The sequence below is a fragment of the Sphingopyxis sp. SE2 genome (assembly GCF_032227185.1).
GTDB lineage: Bacteria > Pseudomonadota > Alphaproteobacteria > Sphingomonadales > Sphingomonadaceae > Sphingopyxis.
On the sequence record NZ_JAPMXW010000009.1, the window covers coordinates 340,019 to 361,018 of the forward strand.

The window sequence follows — 21,000 nt, forward strand, 5'->3', positions numbered from 1 at the left end:
CCGTCTCCAAGCCAAGCTGTCGATCAGCACTGCCGCGATATCTCACGATCCCTTGCAACATGTTGTTCGGGCTTGAGTGCTGGTGGTTGACGGGCGACGCTGCATTTCAAGCCGCGGAGAACAATCATGTCGATTGCTAACGTCCGGCCGTCCAATCTGGCCAACATAAAGCGCCTCGCGAACCAACTGAAAAAACGAGATGGCATTCCTCATCGACGGGCCCTCGACTTGGCCGCGCGAAGCGCAGGCTTTGAACGATACGAACATGCCCGCACTTCCATAGGGGATAGGTCTACCCGAGTGTTCCTGACCGGTTACTGGGAAGACCAGGAGACGTTCGAGCGGGGTCGGGAATCTCTGCCCGTCACCCTATCGCGGCCGCTCTTGGAACTGGTTTCGAAAACCGAGCTCAAGCTTGTCGGCGGTCTCGCATCCATGCGCGTGGCTGCATCCGACCATCTCGTGAAAGACATGGTCGGGCCAACACGCGAATATGTTCGCGACAGCTTGTGCAAGGCAGCGCGAGCTCTGCGGTTCATGGAAATGACCGGTCTACGTCCTTGCGACTACCTCGAAGCTAGCCGCGCCATGGCTGATCTCGATGAGGAACTGCCCGGCAACGACCATTCGAGCTATTGGAAGCTGCCGGCCAGCGGACAGTTCATACTCATCGATGAGCCCTATTCCGGGCCGATCGTGAGCGATGAACGGGCAGCTTGGGCAAAGCGGAACGGTTGGGAGCTCGGCGCCGCAGACTGGCCTGGTCTGTACTTTCCGTATCGCTGTACCCTCTTCGTCGCTTCCAAGCGTACTGAGGACTTCGATTTTGATGCCCTTGTGAGGAGTATCAACGCACTGCCTGCTCCAGAAACACCAGAGCATTGGGCCGGGTCCTCGATGCCCAATCACGACATCTTTGTCTCGCCGCAAGCGGCAACGCCGCAGGACAAGCGCCGAGCAAAGGCTAAGGGCACCATCGTTGCGCGCCCATCTCGGCAAACGCTCCCCTATCACCGCGATATGATCGGATACGATCGCAAGCCGAATGGCAGCATGACGCTGGCTCAGCATCAGCTAGCAGGACGTTTGCTGCGGGCGATCCTACAATCGAACAGCAAGCCCGGAGCGGTGAACTGGCGCGTCGACAAGCTCATGAGCGTGCTCGTAGATTGGCTCTACGCCGACCTGCCGCTTCGACAACTGAACGCCCTGGATGACCCCGTCAGCCTCTATTATGGCGACATGTCTTCAGACGATCCGCTGTTCAACCGTGCCAATTCGCCAAGCGGTGTGGAAAGCCTCCTGATCGAGTTGAAGGCGCTTCTCGAAAGCTCCTATCCGCAATGCGCTCCTCTGCGGAAGCTTACCGGAAGGATCGAGACCGCCTTGAAAATCACGCGATCGGGCGCAGGACGAAAAATCTGAGAGCGCCGCAGCCAGACAGGGTTGGGTCCGCGCGTGCCGAGACGGCGGCAGTTGCCGCCGACGAGCGCGCCGCGACCCAATCCGTCAGTGATCGTCACCCGTATGGGCCGAGACCCTGAAAGGGACTCGGTGGAGCCGGGCCGTCCTTGGCTGCCGGACGCAGTCCCGGCGCCAGGCCGGCAGGCGGAATAGAGCGCGATCCCGGCCGAAGGCCAGGGAGACGGCATGCAGCAGGTAGTATTTCCTCTGCCTGCCCCCTGTGATCCTTGACTCGCAATGTTCCTATGATGTTCTAATCATCGCATGAGCAGCAAACGTCTCGATACCCTCGCCGATCTGGTTCGCCATGGCCTCAATGCACAGGTTGAATGTCTCGGATGCCACCGCGTTGTGATCGTCCCCGCAACCAAACTGCGAGACCGATGCTTTGCCAAATCCATTCCGATGAAACTGGAGATCGTCGCGCGACACCTGCGCTGCAGCTGCGGGCACCGTGGGACGAAGCTGGACGCCACCGGCGTCCAGCTTTCGCCATCGTGACACGGTTTTGGGCGACGCTTGCGCGCCGCCCTGCCGTTCAGAGAAACTCGACGTTCTCGGCGATGATCTCGCAGCCGTAGCGGTCATTGCCTTCGCCGTCCTGCCAGCGCGAGTAGTGGATGCGGCCCGTCACGGCGAGCTGGTCGCCCTTGGCCTTGTGCTGGCGCAGCGGAAGCCCGAGGCCGTTGAAGACGGTGATTTTGTGGAATTCGGCGTCCTTGACCGGGTAGCCCGTCTCGGGGTCCTTCTGGACCTTCCCATCGCGGATGACGGGACGTTCGGTCACGAGGATGAGTTCGGTGATGCGGGTGTCGCTGCGATCGCGGGCGACGGGATCCTTGGCGAGACGGCCGACGAGGTTGACGATGTTCATTGCAAGAGCCTCCTTGGTGCCGACGGCTCGTCCGCCGGTGCCCTTATCGAGCCTCGGCGGGAGAGCTGGGACACCGCGCGCCCTCGCGCGGGAAACCTCGGAAATCGAGGTGGTGCGGGCAGCCCGGCTTGCCGGGCAACACGGCTCGCATTTCTGCAGGTTGGCCCTAAGCTCGACCAGAGAGGCAGGGGCACTGGGCGGCGGACGTGCGGGTGGCACAGGGGCGGAAGGCGTGACTGGACATCAACCTCTGCGCGTCTCGGCTTGCTGACGCTGGCGTTGGTCGCATGATTGATCGCCTGTCCTCGCCGATTTCGGGGAGCGAATAGTCCCATTGCGGCAGTCGTCCGGAAGACCTGACCTTGGCGATTTGGGTGTGCCAATCCGCAGGGTTGCCGCCTTTGGCCTCGCGTGGATGCACGATCGGACAAGGCCCCCACGGGGCCTGCCTGCCTGAACGCTGCGGCAATCAATCCCGATCGACGGGAGCTGCTCTCCAGGCTGCAATGGCATCGATGATCTTTGCCGTGAACCGCGGTGGGAAGCGCCCGGCAATGTACCCAGGCTGCTTCATCAGGGGTCGGATGTCGAACCCGGGCCAGGTGAAGCGGTTGAATTCCGAAACGACAATGGCGCTGCCCGGAGCGAGCCCAGCTGTGCGTGCGATCTCATCGGGGATTGCGACAGCGTTCTTGCGCCCCTCGCCCTTGGTCGTGATCGCCGCGACCAGGTAGCGTGACCCTTCTACACCAACGACGACGACAAAGCGTTCCTTGACGCCTTCGTCGCGGCCCCGTCTCTGCTCTTCCTCGAAGAGATAGACGTATCGGAGGATATGGCCTGCGGCGGGGCGGTCAGTCTTCCCAGCGGTCATTGGCGAGTTCGCTGTCCGAAGGCCGTGCATTGGCGAAAGCTTGCCGGTCGGCTTCGGTCATGTCAGACGAAGCGACAGCTTCGATATTCATGTGGCCGGCGATCACACCGCGTGCCGCCTCTTCGAGATGGCGGAAATATTCGCTATCTGCGATGACATGCCGCTCGCGGCCATGGCTGGTGAGGACGACCGGCTGTTTGGTTGCGAGATCGAGGAACTCGCCGGTGTTGTTGTGAAACCGGGTCAGGGGAATCCTGGGGTGCTCATTCGACGGCGCTGGCATGGTGGTATCTCCTCTTGGCCTCAAAATAGCAATTATGGCCAAAATAGCAAGATTTCTGTGGCGAAGCTTGCCGCGCTAGCCGCCCGCCTCTGTCGCCAGCAGCTCCGGCAACAATGCGGCGAGGCCCGCATCAATCGCAAAGCCCAGAACCCTTGCGAGGCGGCAGGCTCGAACGATTGACCCGTCTGGAACCCCAAGCGCCTTTTCCATGTGCTCGAGGCTTTCGCCAGCGCCGGGCTCACGGACCGCGTGAAGCTTGCCCGGCTCGGCGGTGACAGCAAAGGGCCAGGTCATCGCGACACCGACAACCCTTTCGTCGAGCATGAGCAGAGTATCGCCGGCAGCGATGGTCTCGTCGGTCTGAACCGCATCGTAGGCATTGCCCGTCGAAGCAAACGCATGGATCCGCCAGGCGCTGAAGGCGAAGCGCTCGCTATCGGTCAGCATGGTACACCCCCTTCGGCGAGGGCGCGCTGCGCCGCTTCCGGAAAGGCCGCGGTGAGGTTCCGGTGGATCGGCCCGGAGGACTCCGGAAAGAATGCGCCGGTGCTGCTCGGCCGTGTGATCCGCAGCGCGCTTGCGACGGCATCCAAGACGAAAACCGCTAGCTGATCGCTGGCCGTCAGCTTGCCGAACTCAGGCGGTGCAAACCCGGCTTGATGCCAGAAGGCGATGCCGGTCTCGAGGGTCTCGATATAGCTGGCATGGCTGCCATCGTCCTGGTCATTGTCAATGCTCGCCTCGACCGTCCGGTAGGTTCCGAAATCATGGGCATTGGCCTTGATCCGAAGGATCATTCCGGCGGGCGGAGGCCCAGCCACTGCGAGCAGCGCAGCCCTGTAGAGCATGGCTTCGGCGGTATTCACGAGGTCGAAATTGGGGGTGTGCCCGATCTGCGCGCAGTCTTCGTTTGTGGGGGCGCCGCCAAGATCGAGAGTCCAGTTTGTATGTGCCATTCAAGCCTCCTTTGCTTGAACGGAACCGCCCCCTTCCCTTTTGCTGGCCGTGTTCCCGCAGCAGTTCTGTGGAGCCCGACAGCAGGCTGCAAAAGAAAAGGCCCGCCCGCGACACATGCGCGGACGGGCCTTCCTGGTGTGACCGGCGCGGGTCGCGGCACCGGTCACGGGGGCTGATGACAATCAGGCATCAACGCTTTCGCGCGCCTTGGTCTTGGCTGCAGGCTTGGGCGCGGTGCTCTCGCCCAAACCGTCGCCCGTGGCAGCGGCGCTGTCAACGCTGCGGTCGCTGGCCGGTTCGTCGCCGGTGGCGGTGAGCGGCGGCAGGGCGCCTTCGCTCTCGCTGCCGAAGCCGTCGAGCGAGGCCTTGGGCTTCGAACGGCGCCAGGCGACATTGAAGCTGCCGTCGTTCTGCTGGAACATGGCGACCGGGATCGGCGCCGAGAGGCTGGGATCGTCGATCTGGCCCGACAGGAAGCATTCACCGGTCTCGTTCGACGAGTATTCCCACAGCGCGCCGATCTTGACCCAGCTGCGGCGGTCCGCCGAGAGCGCCATAAGGTCGAACTTGGGTGCGCGCTCATTGCTGGATTCGAAGGCCCGCAGCGCAACCGTCGCGCTGAAGGTCAGGGTGGTGATGCGGCCGATGTGAACGCCTTCTGCGTTGGCCTTGAGGGTGCCGATGTTCATGTCACATTCTCCTGATGCTGTCCGAACCCCTTGTCCGGAACACCTTCTCCCATCCCCCCTCTCCTCCGGGCCCGTGGCCCGGCCCGTGCGCCAGCCACCGCAGGCGCGCGTCATCCTGTCCAGCCCAGAGGGCTGAGGAGCCTCGATGTGTGGTTTGGAGATGAACCGGCCCTGCTTCGAGCCATGCGCGGTCCGTGCCGACCTAAGCTTCCGGCTCGGTGTCCTTGATCTGGCTGACACGCGCCATGAAAGCCTTGGCTTCGAGCTGATTGGGTCCGTCGCGCGTGGCGAGGCATGCCATCCTGTCGATCTCTAGCTGTGCGGCAAGACTTGCCTCGATCTGGCAGTAGGGTTCGAGTACGCGGATTGCGTCAACCGCGCGGGGCAGCTCGCCGAAGGCAGTGCCGACCCACACGAGTTCGGTCTCCTCCCCGTCCTCGTCAGGCGCGCTCAGAACCTGCGCAAAGTATGTCTGCAAGGGGCGGTCCCAGCCAACATAGGCACTTGCCGCCGCAACCCCGTCACGAAGCGGTACTTTGTGTCTGCTCATGCGCTTTTTACCTCCCCATCAGGTTTTGGGCGGCTGCCGGGTGACGCAGCGATATGCCTGTCCCTCACAATGATCAGTAGTCCGCAGGCCGCATCAGCGTGACGACGCGCCGTGTCATCGCTGGATTGGCCGGATCCTCGGACCCGAATGCCAGTTCGGTGTCGTAATAGATCCTATGCAGGCCGGATCGGCTATGCCGTTGTTCCGTCAAACCCCACGGAGAACGCTAAATGGAGAACTCGTCGTCAGATTACTGCCCCAAGACTTCTGTCATTGTCAGCGTTGAGCTCAGCAAGCGCAACTGGCTTGTTGCTTCGCTCTCGCCAGGAGCCGCGAAGCCTTCGCTACGGACAATTCCTGCCGGGAACAGCGCGGCACTGATCAGTCACCTTCGCAATCTTGAGTGCAAGGCCGCTGATCGTATCGGTGAACCTGCCGCCATTCGCCTGTGCTTCGAGATTGGATATGATGGCTTCTGGCTCGCAAGGCTACTGCGGTCGAACGATATCGATACATATGTGCTGGATCCCGCCAGCTTCCTCGTGTCGCGGCGAGGCAGGCGCGCAAAAACCGACCGGATCGACGCCGAAGCAATGATCGGAATCCTCAAAGCCTATCTCGCTGGCGACAAAAGCGTGTGCCGTGTCGTGGACGTGCCCTCCCCCGAGGAGGAGGACGCGCGCAGAGTAATGCGGGAGCGCGGCGATCTCGTGCACGAGCGCACCCGAATTATCTCTCGGATCAGGGGGCTACTTGCATTACAGGGCATACGATCTGTCAAAGCCATCAAGGGCGGTGACTGGTCAAAACAGCTCGACGACATGCGCACCGGCGATGGGCGGCCTTTGCCACCAAACCTTCGTCGACAAATTGAGCGCTGTTTCGAACGGCTCGCGTTGCTCAACGATCAGATCAAGGACATCGAGCGGGACCGCGCTGAAGTTGTGCTCCATGAGGAGTCTACCTTCCCATGCCGAGAGAAAGCGGTTCGCCTTGAGCAGCTGAAGGGCATTGGTCCGAACAGCGCGGCAATGTTGGTTGCTGAGGTTTTTTGCCGAAAGTTCGAAAGCCGACGACACGTCGCGGCCTTCCTTGGGTTAGCTCCGGCGCCCTTCGCCAGCGGCGACGTGTCGCGTGATCAGGGCATCAGCAAAGCCGGTAACCGAAGCACACGTGTGCAGATGGTGGAACTTGCCTGGTGTTGGTTGAAATATCAGCCAAGTAGCGAACTGACCGTTTGGTATCGCAACCGGTTCAAAGGCAACGGCGCTCGCGCGGCAAAGGTGGGGATCGTTGCGCTCGCCCGAAAATTGTTGATCGCGCTTTGGCGCTTTGTGGAGACCGGTCTGGTCCCTCAAGGTGCCGAGCTCCGCGCCGCCTGATGCCTATGTTGCAACAGGCTCGATAAGGCGACGCGGATTGGTGTGATGCGTGACCGGGAAAGTTGATGGCGCCTGAAAACGCCCAGTAGTAGTTTGGTCCGCATCCGCCTTTGCTCGATCCGGGGATGTGAATACGGATTATGGTGCGCGGGAACGGCCGCGACCGGATACAAGTCTATGCACGGATAGTGCATCAGCTGACCTCGGAACGAATGAAGCCAATCCTTGAGCATTGCGTGTGGGGCCCCCAACGCGTCAACAGAAGGAACCGTTCAATGCGATCTTGACAAGGCCCGGATCATACAAATCGACTTTCATCAGCACCTTGATGCCATCGACATCCATGCTTGCAAAGTCTCGCTCCGGCGAATCCGTGGCGAAGGTGCAATGGCGCAGAGCGGCCATCATCCGAGCCTGTGCCATTATGCTGTCTTCCACCGTGTCGCCGCCGAGTTCGGCTAGAAGCCCGGAGGTCATGACGATGCGGGCCGTTCGGTCACGGCCCTGGCGTGCGGCATCATTGAGCAGCGCGATGCGCTCGGTACGCTGCCGAGCGCAAGAGAGGTCGGATGTGTCATCCATTGGAGGTCTCCTCCTGATCAAAAGGGCGATCAGCGGGCAACCTGACGGCCTCGCGAGCCTCAGCCCGCAGACTGACAAGCGGACAGCTGAACATCGATCGCGGTCCCGGGTGCGACGGTAATGGCAACCTGCCGATCCTTGGGAATGACCCAGAGGATTCCGGCGAGCGTGTCACGGATGCGCGCCGCAATGGCCTCGTCCTCGCCGAGCAGCACCCGGGCCGCGAGCTCGCGCGCATCGCGCAAGAAGTGCTCGTGCTGGGTGTCCCAGGAATCTGCCTCGCTGTCGTCGCTCGCGCAGAAACAGACGTTCTCGATCAGATCGACCAGCGTTTCGGGGGTCAGGTCATCACCCGGAACATAGGCGATGCGGATCTGGTCGATGCCGCTGTACCAGCCATCTTCGTTTACGACGAAGGCGACATCTGCCGGAATCCGTTCCTCGCGCTCGGTTTCGGTGGCGCGGTGAAAGACGCAGAACCTCAGTTCGATCGTCTCGGCACGCACATGGTCATCCAGCGGAGGGAAGCTGCCGTTCTCGGCGATGACGTGGTCCCGTTCTCCGGCAGCAACATAGAAGCGCACGTTGCCTAGCTGATGCAGCGCGTCATACCAGCCATAGCCTGCGTAGGCAGGATGGTTCTCGACGAGGTGCGGGCGCAAGGGGTGCTCGCGCAGCGCGCGCTCCAGTCCCTGCCCGATATCGGGCTCGAGATCCGCGACAAGGATCGCGTCCGCACCTGCTGCGACCTCCTCATATTCGACATTGACGTTGTCGCTCTCCGCGATGGCCGCATGCCAGCGGGGTAGCCAAGGGTCGGCCTCCGGCAGGGCAACCCCCCGATCGCGGGCTTCCTTCCAGTTCTCGAAGGAAAGCCGGTGCTGGCCTCTGTGCGCCAGCGCGGCATAGATCGTTCGCTTGCACGCTGCCTGCAGCGCCGCAAAGGCGGCGTTCTCGACGAATTCCTTGCGCGCCGGGAGCACAAGGGCAAGGCCCGGGGTGGCCCCGATATCGAGCCGTGCATGGTAGGTCTTGCCGCCAAGGCTCTCCGAGACGCTGGCAAGTTTGCGGGTGAGCACCATACCATGGAAATTCGTCGTCGGGTCCTGGTGATATTCGCGGCCCTCGAACACGCCGATCTGGCTGCCGTTCCACTCGGCGATGTAGATCGCCTTGGCGAGGAAGTCCTCGCGCGGCATTTCCGTGCCATTAAAGAAAACCGGCAGCGGGTAGAACTTCGCGACCTCGCGCAGAATCCGCTCGGTCGTCTGCTCGCTCACCCCGGGCATCAGGAAGGTGATGGTCGTCCCAACCGGGCGAGCAAGGGGCACCACGGCAATGTCCTTCGCGCCGGTCCAGCCATCCGCTGGGACATGGACCGACCATCCGGTGTCGGCATCGGCATGACGCGTGCTGATCCGGGTATCCTTGCCCGCGAGGCTGAAGACACCCATGCCTGCGGGGTCTTCGGCCTCATGGATGTGCTGGCTCCAGCCCGAATCCCCCAGTGCAATCATGGTCTGGGGATCGGCTACCCCGGACCCATCATCGACAAGGGTCAGGCGCGCTCCGTCCTGATCCGCGCAGCAGGCGATATCGATCCGGGAAGCGCCAGCACGGCGACTGTTCTGGAGGAGCTCGCCGAGGATATCGCCGATGGTGCCGTTAAAGAGGCGTGTGACTTTGGTGATCGTCTTCGGGCTGACGCTGGGTCGGATGACTGTCGGGTTCATGGCAAAGGGCCCTTCATCGCACTGGTTCGCCCTTCCCCTCCCCCTTCCCTCCAGATCGGCGGATCGATGCCTGGCCAGAGCCGGGCGGCCTTCGGCCTGCTCTTCAGCCCACTCGTTTCGGTCGCAGGGCCTCGGACATCGGGATGATCTCGTGCGCCGTATCGCGCAGCGCTGTGACCTCGCTCCGCACAGCGTAGAGGTCCTTGGCGATGAGCGCGCACACTTCGGCCTCGCCATAGTTTGGCCGGCCAAGGTGATCGACGCGCTCGACTTGGCGGGCAATCACGCCGACTTTGCCTTCCGGCACCCATTCGGCCCAATCGCCCCAGGCACTGGTCACGCAGAATTCGCCGATCGCGGCGATGTAGGCCTTACGCGTCCGCAGGATCGTGGAGGCATTCTCCTCGACGGCCTCGCCGGTAAAGGCGCTGAACCGGTCCGGATGCCAACATTTGGCGGTATCGCGGGCAAGCTGCAGAAAGCCTGCGGAGCAGGAGCCCTGCCCATCAAGCTCGCTGGAAAAGGCAAGGATCGGGAGCGACCAATCGCAGTCTTCTTCGTAGGACCCTCCCTCGATCTGTAGCGCCGACGGCATGGCGGCCTGTCTCTGATCGGACAGAATGATGCCGCCGTGGCTGGCGGTCATCACCGACCAAATCCCGGGGCCAAGCTGATCGGCCTGTTGGACAGCACCCCAGATCGATGTCGATGGGCGCGGCGACGGAGCAAAGCATGTCATGAGCGAACTCTCCTTCTTCAGGTTCGCTCACATCCTCCCCCTCCCCTTCACTCGAGAATGCGGCGGGCTTCGCTGATAATTGCCTCAGGCGTCACGCTGCTGACGGCCATGGATACGACAAGCCCGGCCTGACCGAGACGCTCGCGCTCGATGCTGCGCAGCTCAAGATAGTCAGCATCATCCGACTGCAGGATCTGGAGCGCGAACTTGCACTCCACCCCGCTATGCTCATCGAGCAGCGCCACCAGGAAATCCGGCCTCGCCGACCCCGCAGCCAGCGTGATGTCAAAGAGGACCTTCTTGACTGCCATCCTGACACCGAGGCGGCGCAATTCATACTGGGCCTGTTGGAGTGCGCGCAGCACGTCGCGATCGTGTTCACGCTCGGCGGGCACGAACTGGTTCCCGCTGAAGACAGGCTGGGCATAGGCGCGCAGCGCCAGGTATCCTTCGCGCCGACTATGCTCGCCGACGACGGCCAGCACGAGAAAGGGTGGCTCGACCTCGGCCCGGATGATCCCGGTGTGCTGGATGCGATTGCGGATTTCGACAGTTCCTAGCCCCGTCACCACCTCGCTCGATGTGACCTCGCTCGCTTCGAGAAGCAGAAAGGCCTGCGGTGCAAACTCGGGCGGCCAGGTCTCGGCCGCAGCCCGCAATCGGGCATGGACCCGCCGTTTCTCGTAATCGATCGCGTTGGTGTAGAGATGATCCGACAGCCGGATGCCCGGCGCGATGTCGAAGCCCTGAGCGGCGCGCTTGAGGTGGCGCATTTCTTCGCTGATCGAGCCTGCGCGCCTGCCACTGGGTGGTAATTCGCGAAGGATGTTCGAGCCTGCGCGCTCGAGCAGCAGCCAGAGCAGCTTGCCGAGGCGCGGAATGGCGACGCCGCGTGAGCGGTCGTCAGGCTCTATGTCCTCTGGCCTCTGTGCAAGCTTCTCCGGCGCCTTCTGGTGTGCGCTGAACAGGCCTTTTGGAAGGCCGATGGCATAGAGAGAATCCTTCACGGTCTCGCGGATGCGCGGCGGCGCCTGCGGCAGATGAAACGGGCATCCGGGCTCGTGGCCTGGCCGTGAGGTAAGACGCCGAAGGTAATAGGTTTCCTGAAAACTGAGATAGGCCGCGCTCATCAGCGGCGGCGGACGCTCTGCCCCAAGGCAGTCGCAGGCGATCCATTTGTGGTTCTCTCGCGCGGTCGAGACCAGTGAGACGCAAGCGCGGTGGTCGGCCTCGCTGCCCCGGCCTGTATACCACCGCACCAGCGCAGCCTTCAGCTCGTCGCTGATGGCGACCCTGCCGGTCTTTCCTGTGGTGTCCTTACCTACCAGCCACATGCATGATCACGCCTTGACCCTGTCGTTTGTTCACTATATGTTCATAATCTGCAGGAGCCCATGAATAATGAACAAGGTCTTTGATATCGGCAAGTTCGACCTCGATGTCACGCTGCGCGACGCGGCGCTTGATCCGAATTGCCGTCCAACCAAGCGCATGCTCGCCAATGCCTCGATCGGCGTGGAGCCTTTCGATGCTTATTACTCGGCGCGCGAGCTCTATGAGACCTTGCAGGGCGTCTTTCAGGGTCTGCCCAATGCCAAGGCCCGGCTGACACAGATCCTGTCCTGCCATTGCGATGACTATCAGCGCTGTCTTTACTACGCGCTGGCAGGGCGCGGGGTTGTCCAGATGCTCGACGATCTCGAATGGCTTTTCGGGCTCCTCGGGCCGCGCTGCCAGATGTCGGGGCACATTCTGCGATCGGGCCAGCACCCTGCGCCGATGGTCAACCCTTACGTCTCGTCAGAGCCTGATGGCCCTGTTCCTGCCCGCAATGCCGACTTTACCGAAGGCCCATCGTGGTATCTCGATCCCGGCCTCGGAGGGATGATCGAGGATTAGACATTCCGGTCACATTGCTATGCTTAGGCATGCACGCCTGCGTCCACGGCATCAATATAAGTCAGCACGTCCTGCACGCGGTCGCAGCGCACAAGCTCCATCGCAGTCTGGCCTGAAAAACCGGAAAGCGCCTCAGAACGGTACCAGGCATAGGCCATGATGACAGAACCGAAACGCGGTTCCACCTTGCTGAGGACCTCTATCATCGAGCCGATGCGGCGCTGAATGTCATCTGATTCCATGCGGCGGTTAGCATCTTTGTCGAAACCGAGCGTGCGTGCGAGTTCATCGCCGGTTGTGCCCAGCTGCGCTATCAGTTTGCGCAGATCACGCGCGCCATCTTCCGCATCGCGATGGGATTTCATGCACGAGCCTCAGTTCAATAGTGAAACCGGCATTGGGCAATCTCTAGCTGTTGCTCGTTTCCTTTGCCAGTGACGCGATAGACCAGACGGTCTTCTTTGGTGATCCGCCGCGACCACCAGCCTGCCAGGGAGCCTTTGAGAGGCTCAGGCTTTCCTGTTCCTTTGAAGGGCGTTCGCTGGCATTCCTTGATGAGATCGTTGAGCCGGGTGAGAACCTTGTCATCGGCTTGCTGCCAGTGAAGATAATCCTCCCAGGCATTGTCAGCAAAGACCAGCTTCAAGGCTCGATCAGCCCGCGCTCATTGCCGCCTTGGCCATCCAGTTGCTCGATCGACTGCCTTAGGCGGTCGGAATTGGTGCGGTTCGAAAGGAGGTACATGGTCTCCTCGATCGCATTCCAATCTTCGAGCGAGACCATCACGATCGACTCTGCTTTCTGGCGCGTGACCACGACATGTGTCCGGTCACTGACCACTTGATCCATGATGCCTTTCAGATTGGCGCGCGCTTCTGAGTAGGTGATAACATCCATAGCTTCATCCTTTCCCGGAACATTGTACTGGTATTGGTACAATTGCAAGCGTGAACAAGTGATGAAGGGCAAGAGCCCCATTTGTCCGAGATAGCCTACAGGACGACAACCTGAAGCTCGATCAAACCGGGATGGCCCTCTTCTGCAGGCATAACGCAGAAGGGCTGGAGCTTGCTGTCCGTCCTCACCACGGCATGGCTCTGCCCGGAATTTGCTGTCATCCGGATGGCGAGGCGCTCGGCATTGGCGCGTCCGCACAGGATCGCCCTTCTGGGATCGAGGCTCTGAGGCAGCATGGGTTACCTCCCGAGCGTTACGGCGTTGCCGGGAAGAATGTGCGCGGCGCACGCTTGGGGGGCACGACTTCGAACCGGCGCTCCATCAATCTGCTGATGCGGAACCGGCCTCGCCCATCGGGCGTGCTGAGTTCAATCTTCGCGCCGCGCTTTGTCACCCTGAATTCGGCGTGTTCGCTCCCGTCGGTGAACTTCATGGGTTCAGGCAGCCGGATCATGTCGCCATCGGCGATCTTGCGTTCCTTGAGCCGCAGCTGGCGGTAGCACCGGTTGCGCCAGTCGAGGGCGTAAGGGTGATTGGTTGGCCCCAGTTCCTCGAGGATACTTCTGGGGCACCTGGCTTCCACCGGCCCGGAGTTTTCATCCAGTCGGGTAGGATTGGTGCTGCTCATGGAGTCAGCCCTGATCCCCCCGCCGAACCGCACGTGCAGCTTTCACCGCATGCGGCTCTCCACTGTGACGAACCATCACTTTGCCGTAGATCGGGCAGGCGGCCTCTGTGAGTATCCCAGTGGCATTGCTCGCACAGGACCACCGTCCTGCGGGCGCGTGCCACCTTCATTCTCACGACAAAACCGCGGTGCGAAACATCGGCCATCCCCCGGATATGGTGCACCTGACACGGAACATCGGATCGACCGCAAGCCTCGCATTGCTTGGCATTCTGACGATCAACCCAGTCCGTACGTGAGTGGGTGAACACCTGCGTCCAAGGCTGGATATCAATCCTGGACGAGGTGGCCGGATCACGTTTCAGATGAGCCAGTTTCCAGACTTTGACCGATCGGGGCTGGCCATCGACGTCGTAGCCGATGGTGAATTCCTGCCCCGTCCTCATGCGGGCCACGACCGCTCGCACATTGGTTTTGTGCTTGCTGGCCAAGGTCTTGAACAAGCTCCACCGCTGGAGAAACTCAAGCCTGTTCAGCTTGAAGCTCACATCCTTGGCGAGAGCATAGTAGTTCGCAAAACCCCGCAATTCGGCGTTGTAAGCTAGGACGATCTCAACGTCGCTGCAGCTGAGCAGCAGGCTACGATGACGCGGCTTCAACACCGACAGATCACCATAACCTTTTGCAGAAGCGAACGCGTGGACCTTCTCCCAAGGGACATGCAGCTGCATCACTTCCGACGGCGGCCTACGAAGGAAGCTGACGGAACCTTGTCGGCTCCGGACAACCCGTTGGCGTGTCGTATATGTGCGGACCTCATATCCAAGGAAGGCGGCTCCATCGCTCGCCTTGCGGATACCGCTTTTCTCCTCGGACACCGTGAGCGCCAGCGCCTCGGTCAGGAATGCCCTGACTTCGGCGAACACGCTTCGTGCATCCTCCTTGCTACCGATAACCCCAATCATGAAGTCGTCCGCGTAGCGACAGTAACGAAGTCGGCGATAACCGGGGTCCATCGCGTCTCTCGACGGGATGGACCGCTTTTGCGGCAGTAAGGTTTGGATTTTGGCCAAGGAGGCCGCAACCTTCACCTCGTCGACATTGTCTTTGGCCCGCAGCATGGTGACGCGCTTCCGTTGTTTCTGGATGCGCCCAGCCAGTCGCCCATATTCCGGGTTCGTGGCACGGACCTTCCCCCTCTCGAAAGCCGCGATCCGTTCCGCCATGAACATATCGAGTTCATGGAGGTAGATGTTGGCCAAGATTGGAGAGACGATACCGCCCTGCGGAGTGCCGCTGTAGGTCCGGGTGTGAACCCGGTCTTCCATAACACCCGCCTTAAGCATGCTGCCGATCAAGCCGATGAATTTCTCGTCATCGATCCTTTTCCGCAACAGCCGCAGGAGGATGTCGTGGTCGATGTTCTCGAAGAACCCCGCGACATCCACATCTACGAGCCATTTCACCCCCGTCCATACGGCTTTGACGTGTTCAAGCGCCGTATGACACGACCGGCCCGGCCGGAATCCATGGGAGGCGTTCGAGAACACCGGTTCATAGATCCGTTCGAGCAGTTGCCGCGCCACTTCCTGAACGAGGCGGTCGTCGCGCGTGGGAATGCCCAGCGGACGCCGTTTGCCCTTGCCTTTCGGGATAAACACCCGACGCACTGGTTTGGGATCATAGGTCCCTGCCGTCACGCTGGCGATAATCGGGTCGAGGTCTTCCGGTCCGAAGTCCGCGAAGGTCTCGCCGTCAATACCCGGCGTCATCGCACCCTTGTTGGATCCGATCTTCTGGAGCCCCTCCTCCCAAAGGAGGCGAGACCCCATCAGACGATAGAGTCCATTCACCCTTTTGCCCGACGCAACGAGCGCCGGAATGGCCTCCAACCGGCCTTTCACAGTTTCTGGCAGCATCAGCACACCCCATGATCGGTGGTTGAAGAATCACAGCTGCCGCCCTTCCCCCGGTCTTCCCCGCTTTCGGCCCGATCGCTCGAGACCTTATACAGTTGCACCGCCGCCTCCGAAGAGGTCGATGTCCCGGGCATTACCCCGGGCATTTGAGTAATATGGCGGCTCCGTACCCATGCAGGCCGGCAGAAGCCGCCTGTTTAGGGCATCCCGTAGTTACGCTGAATGGAGATGCGGCGCGGTTAGGTGTCCCGTTCGTCCACTAAACCCCTCGACGAGAGGCGCACCGGATGGGCTGAGAAACAGGCGGCCAAGACATGAGACCGCTGTCATCATCCGGACCTGGCGTGACAGTCGCTTTCGCCAGTATCGCTATATAGATTGCTGCAGACTGGGATTTAAGCAGTGTAGCCTTCACCATACGCACCTTGCCCTGACCGTCATCGCCTCCATTTGCGACTAAGACGCATCTGGCCTTTTCCGAACATGCTATTGTTCCCCGTCCCTTTCGGGATTTCAGACCTTGTGAGGCCCGAGGTTAGTCCGGCGAGCAGAGGCATTCTCAACTTACCTCATCATCACTGATACTCCATTTCAGCGCCGCAACGGCGCACTGTCCTTGTAGCCGAACAGGAAGCCGTCGGCTGCCTTGGGGTTCCAGCGGACCAGACAGATCACCGCGGAGATGGCGTGGGTCTGGTTGTTCGGTCCATAGCGCTGGACAGCCGCGTAATAGGCCCCGGTTGTGGACACGCTTCTGATGACCCGGCATCCTTCGAAGGTGCCGGTTTCTTCATTCTCGCGCTCCCATGTGAGCTGATTGTCGAGATAGGCCTTGGGAGTGTCGAAGCCCCCCATTCCGGCACGGTGCATGTAAAGCCAGCCCATGCTAGTTCTCCTTCAGATGAGCCCCGGCTGCGCCGGAGGTGCGATCTTCAATTCGCGCGCGATCCGCGCCGTGAGTGCGGGAATGTCTGCAAGGGCGGTGATCGGCGCTTTGCGCATCACCGCGCCAGGCGGTTTCCAGAACGGGTTGCGCCAAGCGAGACCCGGCTCGCCGAACCGTTCCGGGCTGATCCGGACATAGATACCTTCGGCTTCCAGCACATGCTCGCCCGCGAGCTGTTCCTGTGATGTGTAATAGCTGATGCGGTAATCGGCATGCTCGAGCCCGATCCCTGCTGCGATCTGGCGGAGCGCGCGCGTGCCCTCGCGCCGATAGTGGCGCAGCTCTTCGGGACGATAGTCGATCCCGCGCTTGACCAGCGCAATGATCGCCGGTCTGTGCTTAAGCTCGGCAAGGCGTTCGATGCACTGGGACCGCAGCGCCTGGTCGTCTGCCTCACATTCGGTTGGCCTTCCGTCGGCAATCCGCTGAAGGTGGCGGGTGAGGAGCAGCACTGCTGGGCAGTTTGCAGCCTGCCGGCCTGCAAGGCGGACATCATCGACGGCCTCGTTCAATGCCCGCAGCGCATTCTCGAAGGTTGTCAGTCCATCAGGCTGGAGTGCGCGGCGGTAACGGTAATCGATGTCGCAGGACATGAGGCTTCCTTTCCATTGCAAGATGCAATGGCCCCATCCCCCTTCCCTCAATGCAGGCTGCGACGATGTTCGCCCGGGTTCTGCAGCGGCAACGGCTCGTAGATCATCGGTCGTAGGAGCGTGTTTGGCGCAATCTGTTCGAGGATTCGCGCAACTGCCGAGACGGCAACGCCCGCCTCGGTTGTCTGGATGATGAGCGCTGGGCCTTGACCCGGAGCTGTGCCAAGCGACCAACCGGCGTCCCCCTTGCCGAGAAGACCGTCCAGCACCTGGCGTGGATCCCTCTGGGGGAACAGGCCTGCGATATACTCAGCCAGCACACCGCCAATGGGCGCCCTCCCCCGGCCTGCAACATCGCCGGCATAACGGTAAAGCTGAGTGAGGCGAACAACCTCCTCGGGGGTTGGCTCAAGCATAAGCCGGAACTGGCGCCGTTTCATCGGCTTCCTCCCCTTCATCCTCCGCAGGTTCGCTCTGGTAGCCCGAATAGGCAGCAAGATGGTTGAATGCCTGATCGGCCTTCGCGGCCGCGGTGATGATGGCCGTCTTGTCCGCCTTGAGGATCTCCAGCCAGTGCGAGACATAACTGGCATGGCTTTCGTGGAGGTCTGCCGGAAGGCCCAGTTCGTAGCAGATCCGGGCACTCACCTGCTCTGCTACCAGCTCCTCGAAAGAGTATGCCTTGTCGCCGAAACGCTTGCCAAATTCGCGGGCGAGCCGCGAGGCATGGCCCGACCAATGCCCGAGTTCATGCGCTTTCGTGGCCACGAACCCGTCTTCGGTGTTGAAGACATTGGGGTGCGGAAGCTGAATATAATCAGCGCCCGGCGAGTAGAATGCGCGGTCTCCGCCGAGGCGTATGTCAGCCGGAACGGGTGAGAAGAAGCGCTCGATGGCAGCGGCCTTCTGCGAAGGCGTCGGCGGCGCTTCGGGCACCGGGCTCGGATAGAAATGCGGCGGCAGGCCATCGATCTGAGAGGCGTTGAACACGCTGTAGGCGCGCATGAAGCGGATTGTTTTTGACGATTCCTCGCCCGTTGCATGGTCGATCGCAGTCTTCTTCGTGCTGTTGAAGTAGATGCTCGGCTCGGCGGTCTCGCCCTTGCGGACCTGTCCGCCAAGCTCGATGGCCTGGCGCCAGGTCATCCAGTAGCGTGAGCCATGACCATAGTGGTCGGCGACCGCCCAAAGATAGAGGCGGTTGATCCCTGTGTAGGGGACGCCTGCAGCGCGCAGCGGCGCTCCGCCCATACCTGTCTTCTTCCAGGGTCGGCGCCAAGGCAGCGTTCCGGCCTCAATTGTCTTGATGATCAGATTGGTGATTTCCTGCGCGACGTCGCGCTTGGGTCTTTGGCACATTGGCCTGCTCCTCAACAAAAAAGAGGCCCGGCTCACTCAGGCGAGTGGCCGGGCCAGGTCATCAGGAGGGGTGATTTGCCGCCTCAGGCGGCTACCGCCGCTTCTTCACAGGCGACTTCAGGTTGATGGTCATCGATCAGCTCGCCGGCCTCGCTGTCGGCTTCACCGTCATCGCCATCGCAGACGTCGGCGACAGGGTCGCTTTCGTCGGTGTCCGGGATGACCGGATCAGCGGGATTGGCGGCAATCGTGAACTTCATGCCTTCGGGGAGCCAGGCCAGCGCTGCTTCCTTGACGTCCTGTTCAACGATCGCCTTGCCGGCGAAGATCGTCTCGCAGGTCTTGGCAAGGTCAGCCTTCTTCGATGCGGCATAACGCGCCGCAAGATCGCTGCCGCCGACTTCGGTCAGTGCCGCAAGACACGAGGTCTTGCTCACGCGGTCGAAGAAATTTTCGGCTGTCGGGCGCCACATCGCTGCAACGTCGATGTCGAGCATACTGCCGATGACAGCATGGATCGGATGGTATTCCGAACCATAGCCCTTCTTGGCTTCGAGCGAGATGGCCACCGCATAGGCGAGCCACGCCGCCTTGGCTTCGTCGGCAAGTTCGCGGAAGGCAAAGAAGCGCTGGGCTGCACAGCCATGTTCCTGCCATGCCGTGTCGAGCGCGTTTTCGGCCTCGGCGAGAATCCCTTCGGCTGTGGACTGCGAAAGTTCTCCGGTCACAGGATCGCTCGGTCGTCCGCCCTTGATCGAGGTTCCCCGGTTTTCATAGCTGCGGCTGTCAGCCAGCGCGAAGATGGCGAAGTCGAGCGCGAGCCCGGCATCGCTGAGGAGGGATGCCGACAGGATATTGCGGCGCTGAACCGAAAGCTCGTCGAAGAGGCGGGCGCTGATCGGCTTTTCCGTGCCCGGCGCAACTGCCTCGGGCCTGGAAGGTGCAGCGCTGCCTCGCTTGGTGGAACCTGGGACCGGCTCTTCGGCCGTCGCTGTCACTTTGCCATTCTCATCGGTCTCGAACGACAGGCGCTTTTCGCTGTAGTAATCGGACTCGAGGACCATTTCGCCGCGGGTGGTGAGAACCAGGAACCGTCCGGCCTCACTGCGCCATTCTTCGGGCAGTTCGCGCACCGGGTTATTGAGGTCACTGCGCTCAGCATCGAGATCCTCATACTCGGCCTCGAGCTGCCCAAAATCGGCCTCGTCGCCTTCATTGCCTTCGTCGATGATCTCGCTGATTTCTTCCATTCGGGCATCGATCGCGTCAATTCGGGCTCGTGCTTCTTCGGAGAGCGGCGCGGGCGGCAGCCGGACAGCATTGACGCCCATTTCGCTGCGCGCCTGCCATGAATTGGTCGACGCCACCGGGCTGATCCAGGCAAGGCCAGTTTCAGCAGCAATGCGCTGGGCTTCGGTCTCCATCTTCTCCGCCGCAAGCTTGTGGGCGATCTCGATGTCGATCCAGCGATCATCTGCCGCTTCGCTGAAGAGGTCGCGCTCGATTTTGCCGCCGGCGGCCACATAGGCATCTTCGCCGATCAGCAGCGCGATTGGGTCATTGCCGCGCATGGAACCGCTCGCCACCATCCGCCGGATGGCATCGCCGCTTGGGTTATAGGCGTAGCGCATCTGCTCAAAGACCCGCAGTTGCACCTCGTGCTGATCTGTCGCGGCGTAAGCCTTGGCGATCTCGAGAGTGACATCGCCCTTGGCAAGCGCCTCGAAGATCGGCTCGGAGAGGTTGGCAAGACGCAGACGGCCTTCCACGAAACGCTGGGTCAGGCCAAAGCGTTTGGCGACTGCGGCAACATCGCTGCCTTCCTTGATGAAGTGTTGGAAGGCGCGGCATTCTTCAGCTGGCGACATCCCGACGCGCTGGAAGTTCTCGGCAAGCGAGGCCTCGCCTGCTTCCTCTTCGCTGCCCTCAAGCAGCTTGCATTCGATCTCGGTGTCGGGGGCCCAGGCACCGCGCGCGACAATCATCTCGATGGCCCGCAACCGGCGGCCACCGGCGATCACGGCATACTTGCCGCGCTTCTTGCTCTTGGTGACCAGCAGGTTCTGCAAAAGGCCGCGTGCTTCGATGTCGGCGGATAGCTGGATATCGTCTTCTTCGCTGCGCGTTTTGCGCACATTGGCATCGCTCAGATAGAGCCGGGAAAAGGGAATAAGCATCGTGGTCACTCCTGATGTGCACCCGGCAATCACCCGGGCACACATCCCCTCCCCCTCCCCTTCTGATATGCGGTTCACGCAGGCCTCGGGGTTACTCGTTGTCGCCGCGCGAATGGAAAGCGTGGCATGCTCCGGATTTGGAGCGCGCGGCTCGTCAGAGGTCAGAATGCCGCAATTGCTGGATGCTCATGTGGAGGCGATCCTGGGATCGCCACAATTCGCAGCCCGAGCAGACCGATTCGGGTGACGACCGCAGCTCAACCGCTCGCGGCTGCCAGACTAGCCTGATAGTTCGGCCCGAAGCGGACATGCCGCTTTCGGGATGGCGCATCGGCCCAGCTCATGGCCGGGAATGGGTGGATAGCTGCCGCTGGCACCAAGCCTTGTGATCCAGA

Annotated in this window: 27 protein-coding genes; 4 read left to right on the forward strand and 23 right to left on the reverse strand. The window is 61.4% G+C overall.

Translation table 11 applies throughout. The features are described from left to right. The first annotated feature begins 126 nt into the window (after nt 1–126). Entirely contained in the window at nt 127–1,425 is a 1,299-nt protein-coding gene (locus OVY29_RS24180) for a DUF5623 domain-containing protein (protein WP_313912440.1), read from the forward strand. 303 nt (nt 1,426–1,728) lie between these two features. Further along, complete coding sequence (locus OVY29_RS24185) at nt 1,729–1,965, forward strand: hypothetical protein (protein ID WP_054735701.1); 237 nt, start codon at nt 1,729–1,731, stop codon at nt 1,963–1,965. A gap of 37 nt (nt 1,966–2,002) precedes the next feature. Here OVY29_RS24185 and OVY29_RS24190 read toward each other — a convergent pair whose 3' ends face one another. The 8 genes from OVY29_RS24190 to OVY29_RS24225 all read right to left on the reverse strand — a co-directional run bounded on the left by OVY29_RS24190 (nt 2,003) and on the right by OVY29_RS24225 (nt 5,902). Beyond that, complete coding sequence (locus tag OVY29_RS24190) at nt 2,003–2,338, reverse strand: single-stranded DNA-binding protein (protein WP_313912441.1); 336 nt, start codon at nt 2,336–2,338, stop codon at nt 2,003–2,005. Nucleotides 2,339–2,807: 469 nt separating this feature from the next. Beyond that, entirely contained in the window at nt 2,808–3,212 is a 405-nt protein-coding gene (locus tag OVY29_RS24195) for a hypothetical protein (RefSeq protein WP_313912442.1), read from the reverse strand. Next, complete coding sequence (locus OVY29_RS24200) at nt 3,193–3,495, reverse strand: type II toxin-antitoxin system prevent-host-death family antitoxin (RefSeq protein WP_313912443.1); 303 nt, start codon at nt 3,493–3,495, stop codon at nt 3,193–3,195. The genes OVY29_RS24195 and OVY29_RS24200 overlap by 20 nt, the downstream gene beginning before the upstream one ends. Before the next feature lie 75 nt (nt 3,496–3,570). Further along, nucleotides 3,571–3,942 (reverse strand): hypothetical protein, encoded by a 372-nt coding sequence (locus OVY29_RS24205; RefSeq protein ID WP_313912444.1) that lies wholly within the window; start codon nt 3,940–3,942, stop codon nt 3,571–3,573. Then, nucleotides 3,936–4,451, reverse strand: coding sequence for a hypothetical protein (locus tag OVY29_RS24210; RefSeq protein ID WP_313912445.1), 516 nt, complete (start codon nt 4,449–4,451; stop codon nt 3,936–3,938). Before OVY29_RS24210 ends, OVY29_RS24205 begins: the two co-directional genes overlap by 7 nt. Nucleotides 4,452–4,634: 183 nt before the next feature. Continuing rightward, entirely contained in the window at nt 4,635–5,141 is a 507-nt protein-coding gene (locus tag OVY29_RS24215; RefSeq protein ID WP_313912446.1) for a DUF736 domain-containing protein, read from the reverse strand. 202 nt (nt 5,142–5,343) lie between these two features. Continuing rightward, nucleotides 5,344–5,691: a hypothetical protein gene (locus OVY29_RS24220; RefSeq protein ID WP_058456870.1), complete on the reverse strand. Its 348-nt coding sequence runs from the start codon at nt 5,689–5,691 to the stop codon at nt 5,344–5,346. Nucleotides 5,692–5,764: 73 nt separating this feature from the next. Beyond that, nucleotides 5,765–5,902 (reverse strand): DUF3768 domain-containing protein, encoded by a 138-nt coding sequence (locus OVY29_RS24225; RefSeq protein ID WP_155645944.1) that lies wholly within the window; start codon nt 5,900–5,902, stop codon nt 5,765–5,767. Nucleotides 5,903–5,921: 19 nt separating this feature from the next. Between OVY29_RS24225 and OVY29_RS24230 the strand changes: the two genes are divergently transcribed. Then, nucleotides 5,922–7,073, forward strand: a complete 1,152-nt coding sequence (locus OVY29_RS24230) for an IS110 family transposase (RefSeq protein WP_066564845.1) — start codon at nt 5,922–5,924, stop codon at nt 7,071–7,073. Nucleotides 7,074–7,328: 255 nt separating this feature from the next. Here OVY29_RS24230 and OVY29_RS24235 read toward each other — a convergent pair whose 3' ends face one another. From OVY29_RS24235 to OVY29_RS24250, 4 genes are all read right to left on the reverse strand, one after another. Beyond that, nucleotides 7,329–7,655, reverse strand: coding sequence for a hypothetical protein (locus OVY29_RS24235; RefSeq protein WP_313912447.1), 327 nt, complete (start codon nt 7,653–7,655; stop codon nt 7,329–7,331). A gap of 59 nt (nt 7,656–7,714) precedes the next feature. Beyond that, nucleotides 7,715–9,388, reverse strand: a complete 1,674-nt coding sequence (locus OVY29_RS24240) for an ATP-binding protein (RefSeq protein WP_313912448.1) — start codon at nt 9,386–9,388, stop codon at nt 7,715–7,717. A 103-nt stretch (nt 9,389–9,491) separates the two neighbouring features. Beyond that, the gene (locus tag OVY29_RS24245; RefSeq protein WP_409581505.1) at nt 9,492–10,127 is read right to left on the reverse strand and encodes a DUF7007 domain-containing protein; all 636 of its coding nucleotides are present in this window, start codon (nt 10,125–10,127) and stop codon (nt 9,492–9,494) included. 47 nt (nt 10,128–10,174) lie between these two features. Further along, complete coding sequence (locus OVY29_RS24250; protein ID WP_313912450.1) at nt 10,175–11,461, reverse strand: hypothetical protein; 1,287 nt, start codon at nt 11,459–11,461, stop codon at nt 10,175–10,177. Between the two features lie 67 nt (nt 11,462–11,528). On the opposite strand from OVY29_RS24250, the gene OVY29_RS24255 reads away from it, so the two are divergent. Then, a complete protein-coding gene (locus OVY29_RS24255) occupies nt 11,529–12,026 on the forward strand; it encodes a hypothetical protein (protein WP_313912451.1) in 498 nt (165 codons plus the stop codon). Nucleotides 12,027–12,049: 23 nt separating this feature from the next. On the opposite strand, the gene OVY29_RS24260 is transcribed toward OVY29_RS24255, so the two are convergent. From OVY29_RS24260 to OVY29_RS24310, 11 genes are all read right to left on the reverse strand, one after another. Continuing rightward, nucleotides 12,050–12,391, reverse strand: a complete 342-nt coding sequence (locus tag OVY29_RS24260) for a hypothetical protein (protein WP_313912452.1) — start codon at nt 12,389–12,391, stop codon at nt 12,050–12,052. A gap of 14 nt (nt 12,392–12,405) precedes the next feature. After that, entirely contained in the window at nt 12,406–12,672 is a 267-nt protein-coding gene (locus tag OVY29_RS24265) for a Txe/YoeB family addiction module toxin (RefSeq protein ID WP_081095537.1), read from the reverse strand. Continuing rightward, entirely contained in the window at nt 12,669–12,923 is a 255-nt protein-coding gene (locus OVY29_RS24270) for a type II toxin-antitoxin system Phd/YefM family antitoxin (protein ID WP_060977715.1), read from the reverse strand. The genes OVY29_RS24265 and OVY29_RS24270 overlap by 4 nt, the downstream gene beginning before the upstream one ends. Before the next feature lie 95 nt (nt 12,924–13,018). Further along, on the reverse strand, nt 13,019–13,219 hold the full coding sequence (locus tag OVY29_RS24275; protein ID WP_313912453.1) for a hypothetical protein: 201 nt from the start codon (nt 13,217–13,219) through the stop codon (nt 13,019–13,021). 17 nt (nt 13,220–13,236) lie between these two features. Further along, nucleotides 13,237–13,611, reverse strand: coding sequence for a DUF6927 domain-containing protein (locus OVY29_RS24280; protein ID WP_313912454.1), 375 nt, complete (start codon nt 13,609–13,611; stop codon nt 13,237–13,239). Continuing rightward, entirely contained in the window at nt 13,608–15,530 is a 1,923-nt protein-coding gene (locus OVY29_RS24285; protein WP_024018999.1) for a reverse transcriptase domain-containing protein, read from the reverse strand. The genes OVY29_RS24280 and OVY29_RS24285 overlap by 4 nt, the downstream gene beginning before the upstream one ends. Nucleotides 15,531–16,121: 591 nt before the next feature. Continuing rightward, nucleotides 16,122–16,415 (reverse strand): hypothetical protein, encoded by a 294-nt coding sequence (locus OVY29_RS24290; protein WP_313912455.1) that lies wholly within the window; start codon nt 16,413–16,415, stop codon nt 16,122–16,124. A 12-nt stretch (nt 16,416–16,427) separates the two neighbouring features. Next, the gene (locus OVY29_RS24295; RefSeq protein WP_231471959.1) at nt 16,428–17,069 is read right to left on the reverse strand and encodes a hypothetical protein; all 642 of its coding nucleotides are present in this window, start codon (nt 17,067–17,069) and stop codon (nt 16,428–16,430) included. A gap of 47 nt (nt 17,070–17,116) precedes the next feature. Beyond that, complete coding sequence (locus tag OVY29_RS24300) at nt 17,117–17,509, reverse strand: hypothetical protein (RefSeq protein ID WP_313912456.1); 393 nt, start codon at nt 17,507–17,509, stop codon at nt 17,117–17,119. Beyond that, the gene (locus tag OVY29_RS24305) at nt 17,478–18,428 is read right to left on the reverse strand and encodes a zincin-like metallopeptidase domain-containing protein (protein ID WP_313912457.1); all 951 of its coding nucleotides are present in this window, start codon (nt 18,426–18,428) and stop codon (nt 17,478–17,480) included. Before OVY29_RS24305 ends, OVY29_RS24300 begins: the two co-directional genes overlap by 32 nt. Before the next feature lie 83 nt (nt 18,429–18,511). Next, entirely contained in the window at nt 18,512–20,605 is a 2,094-nt protein-coding gene (locus OVY29_RS24310) for a ParB/RepB/Spo0J family partition protein (protein ID WP_313912458.1), read from the reverse strand. Nucleotides 20,606–21,000: the final 395 nt, after the last annotated feature.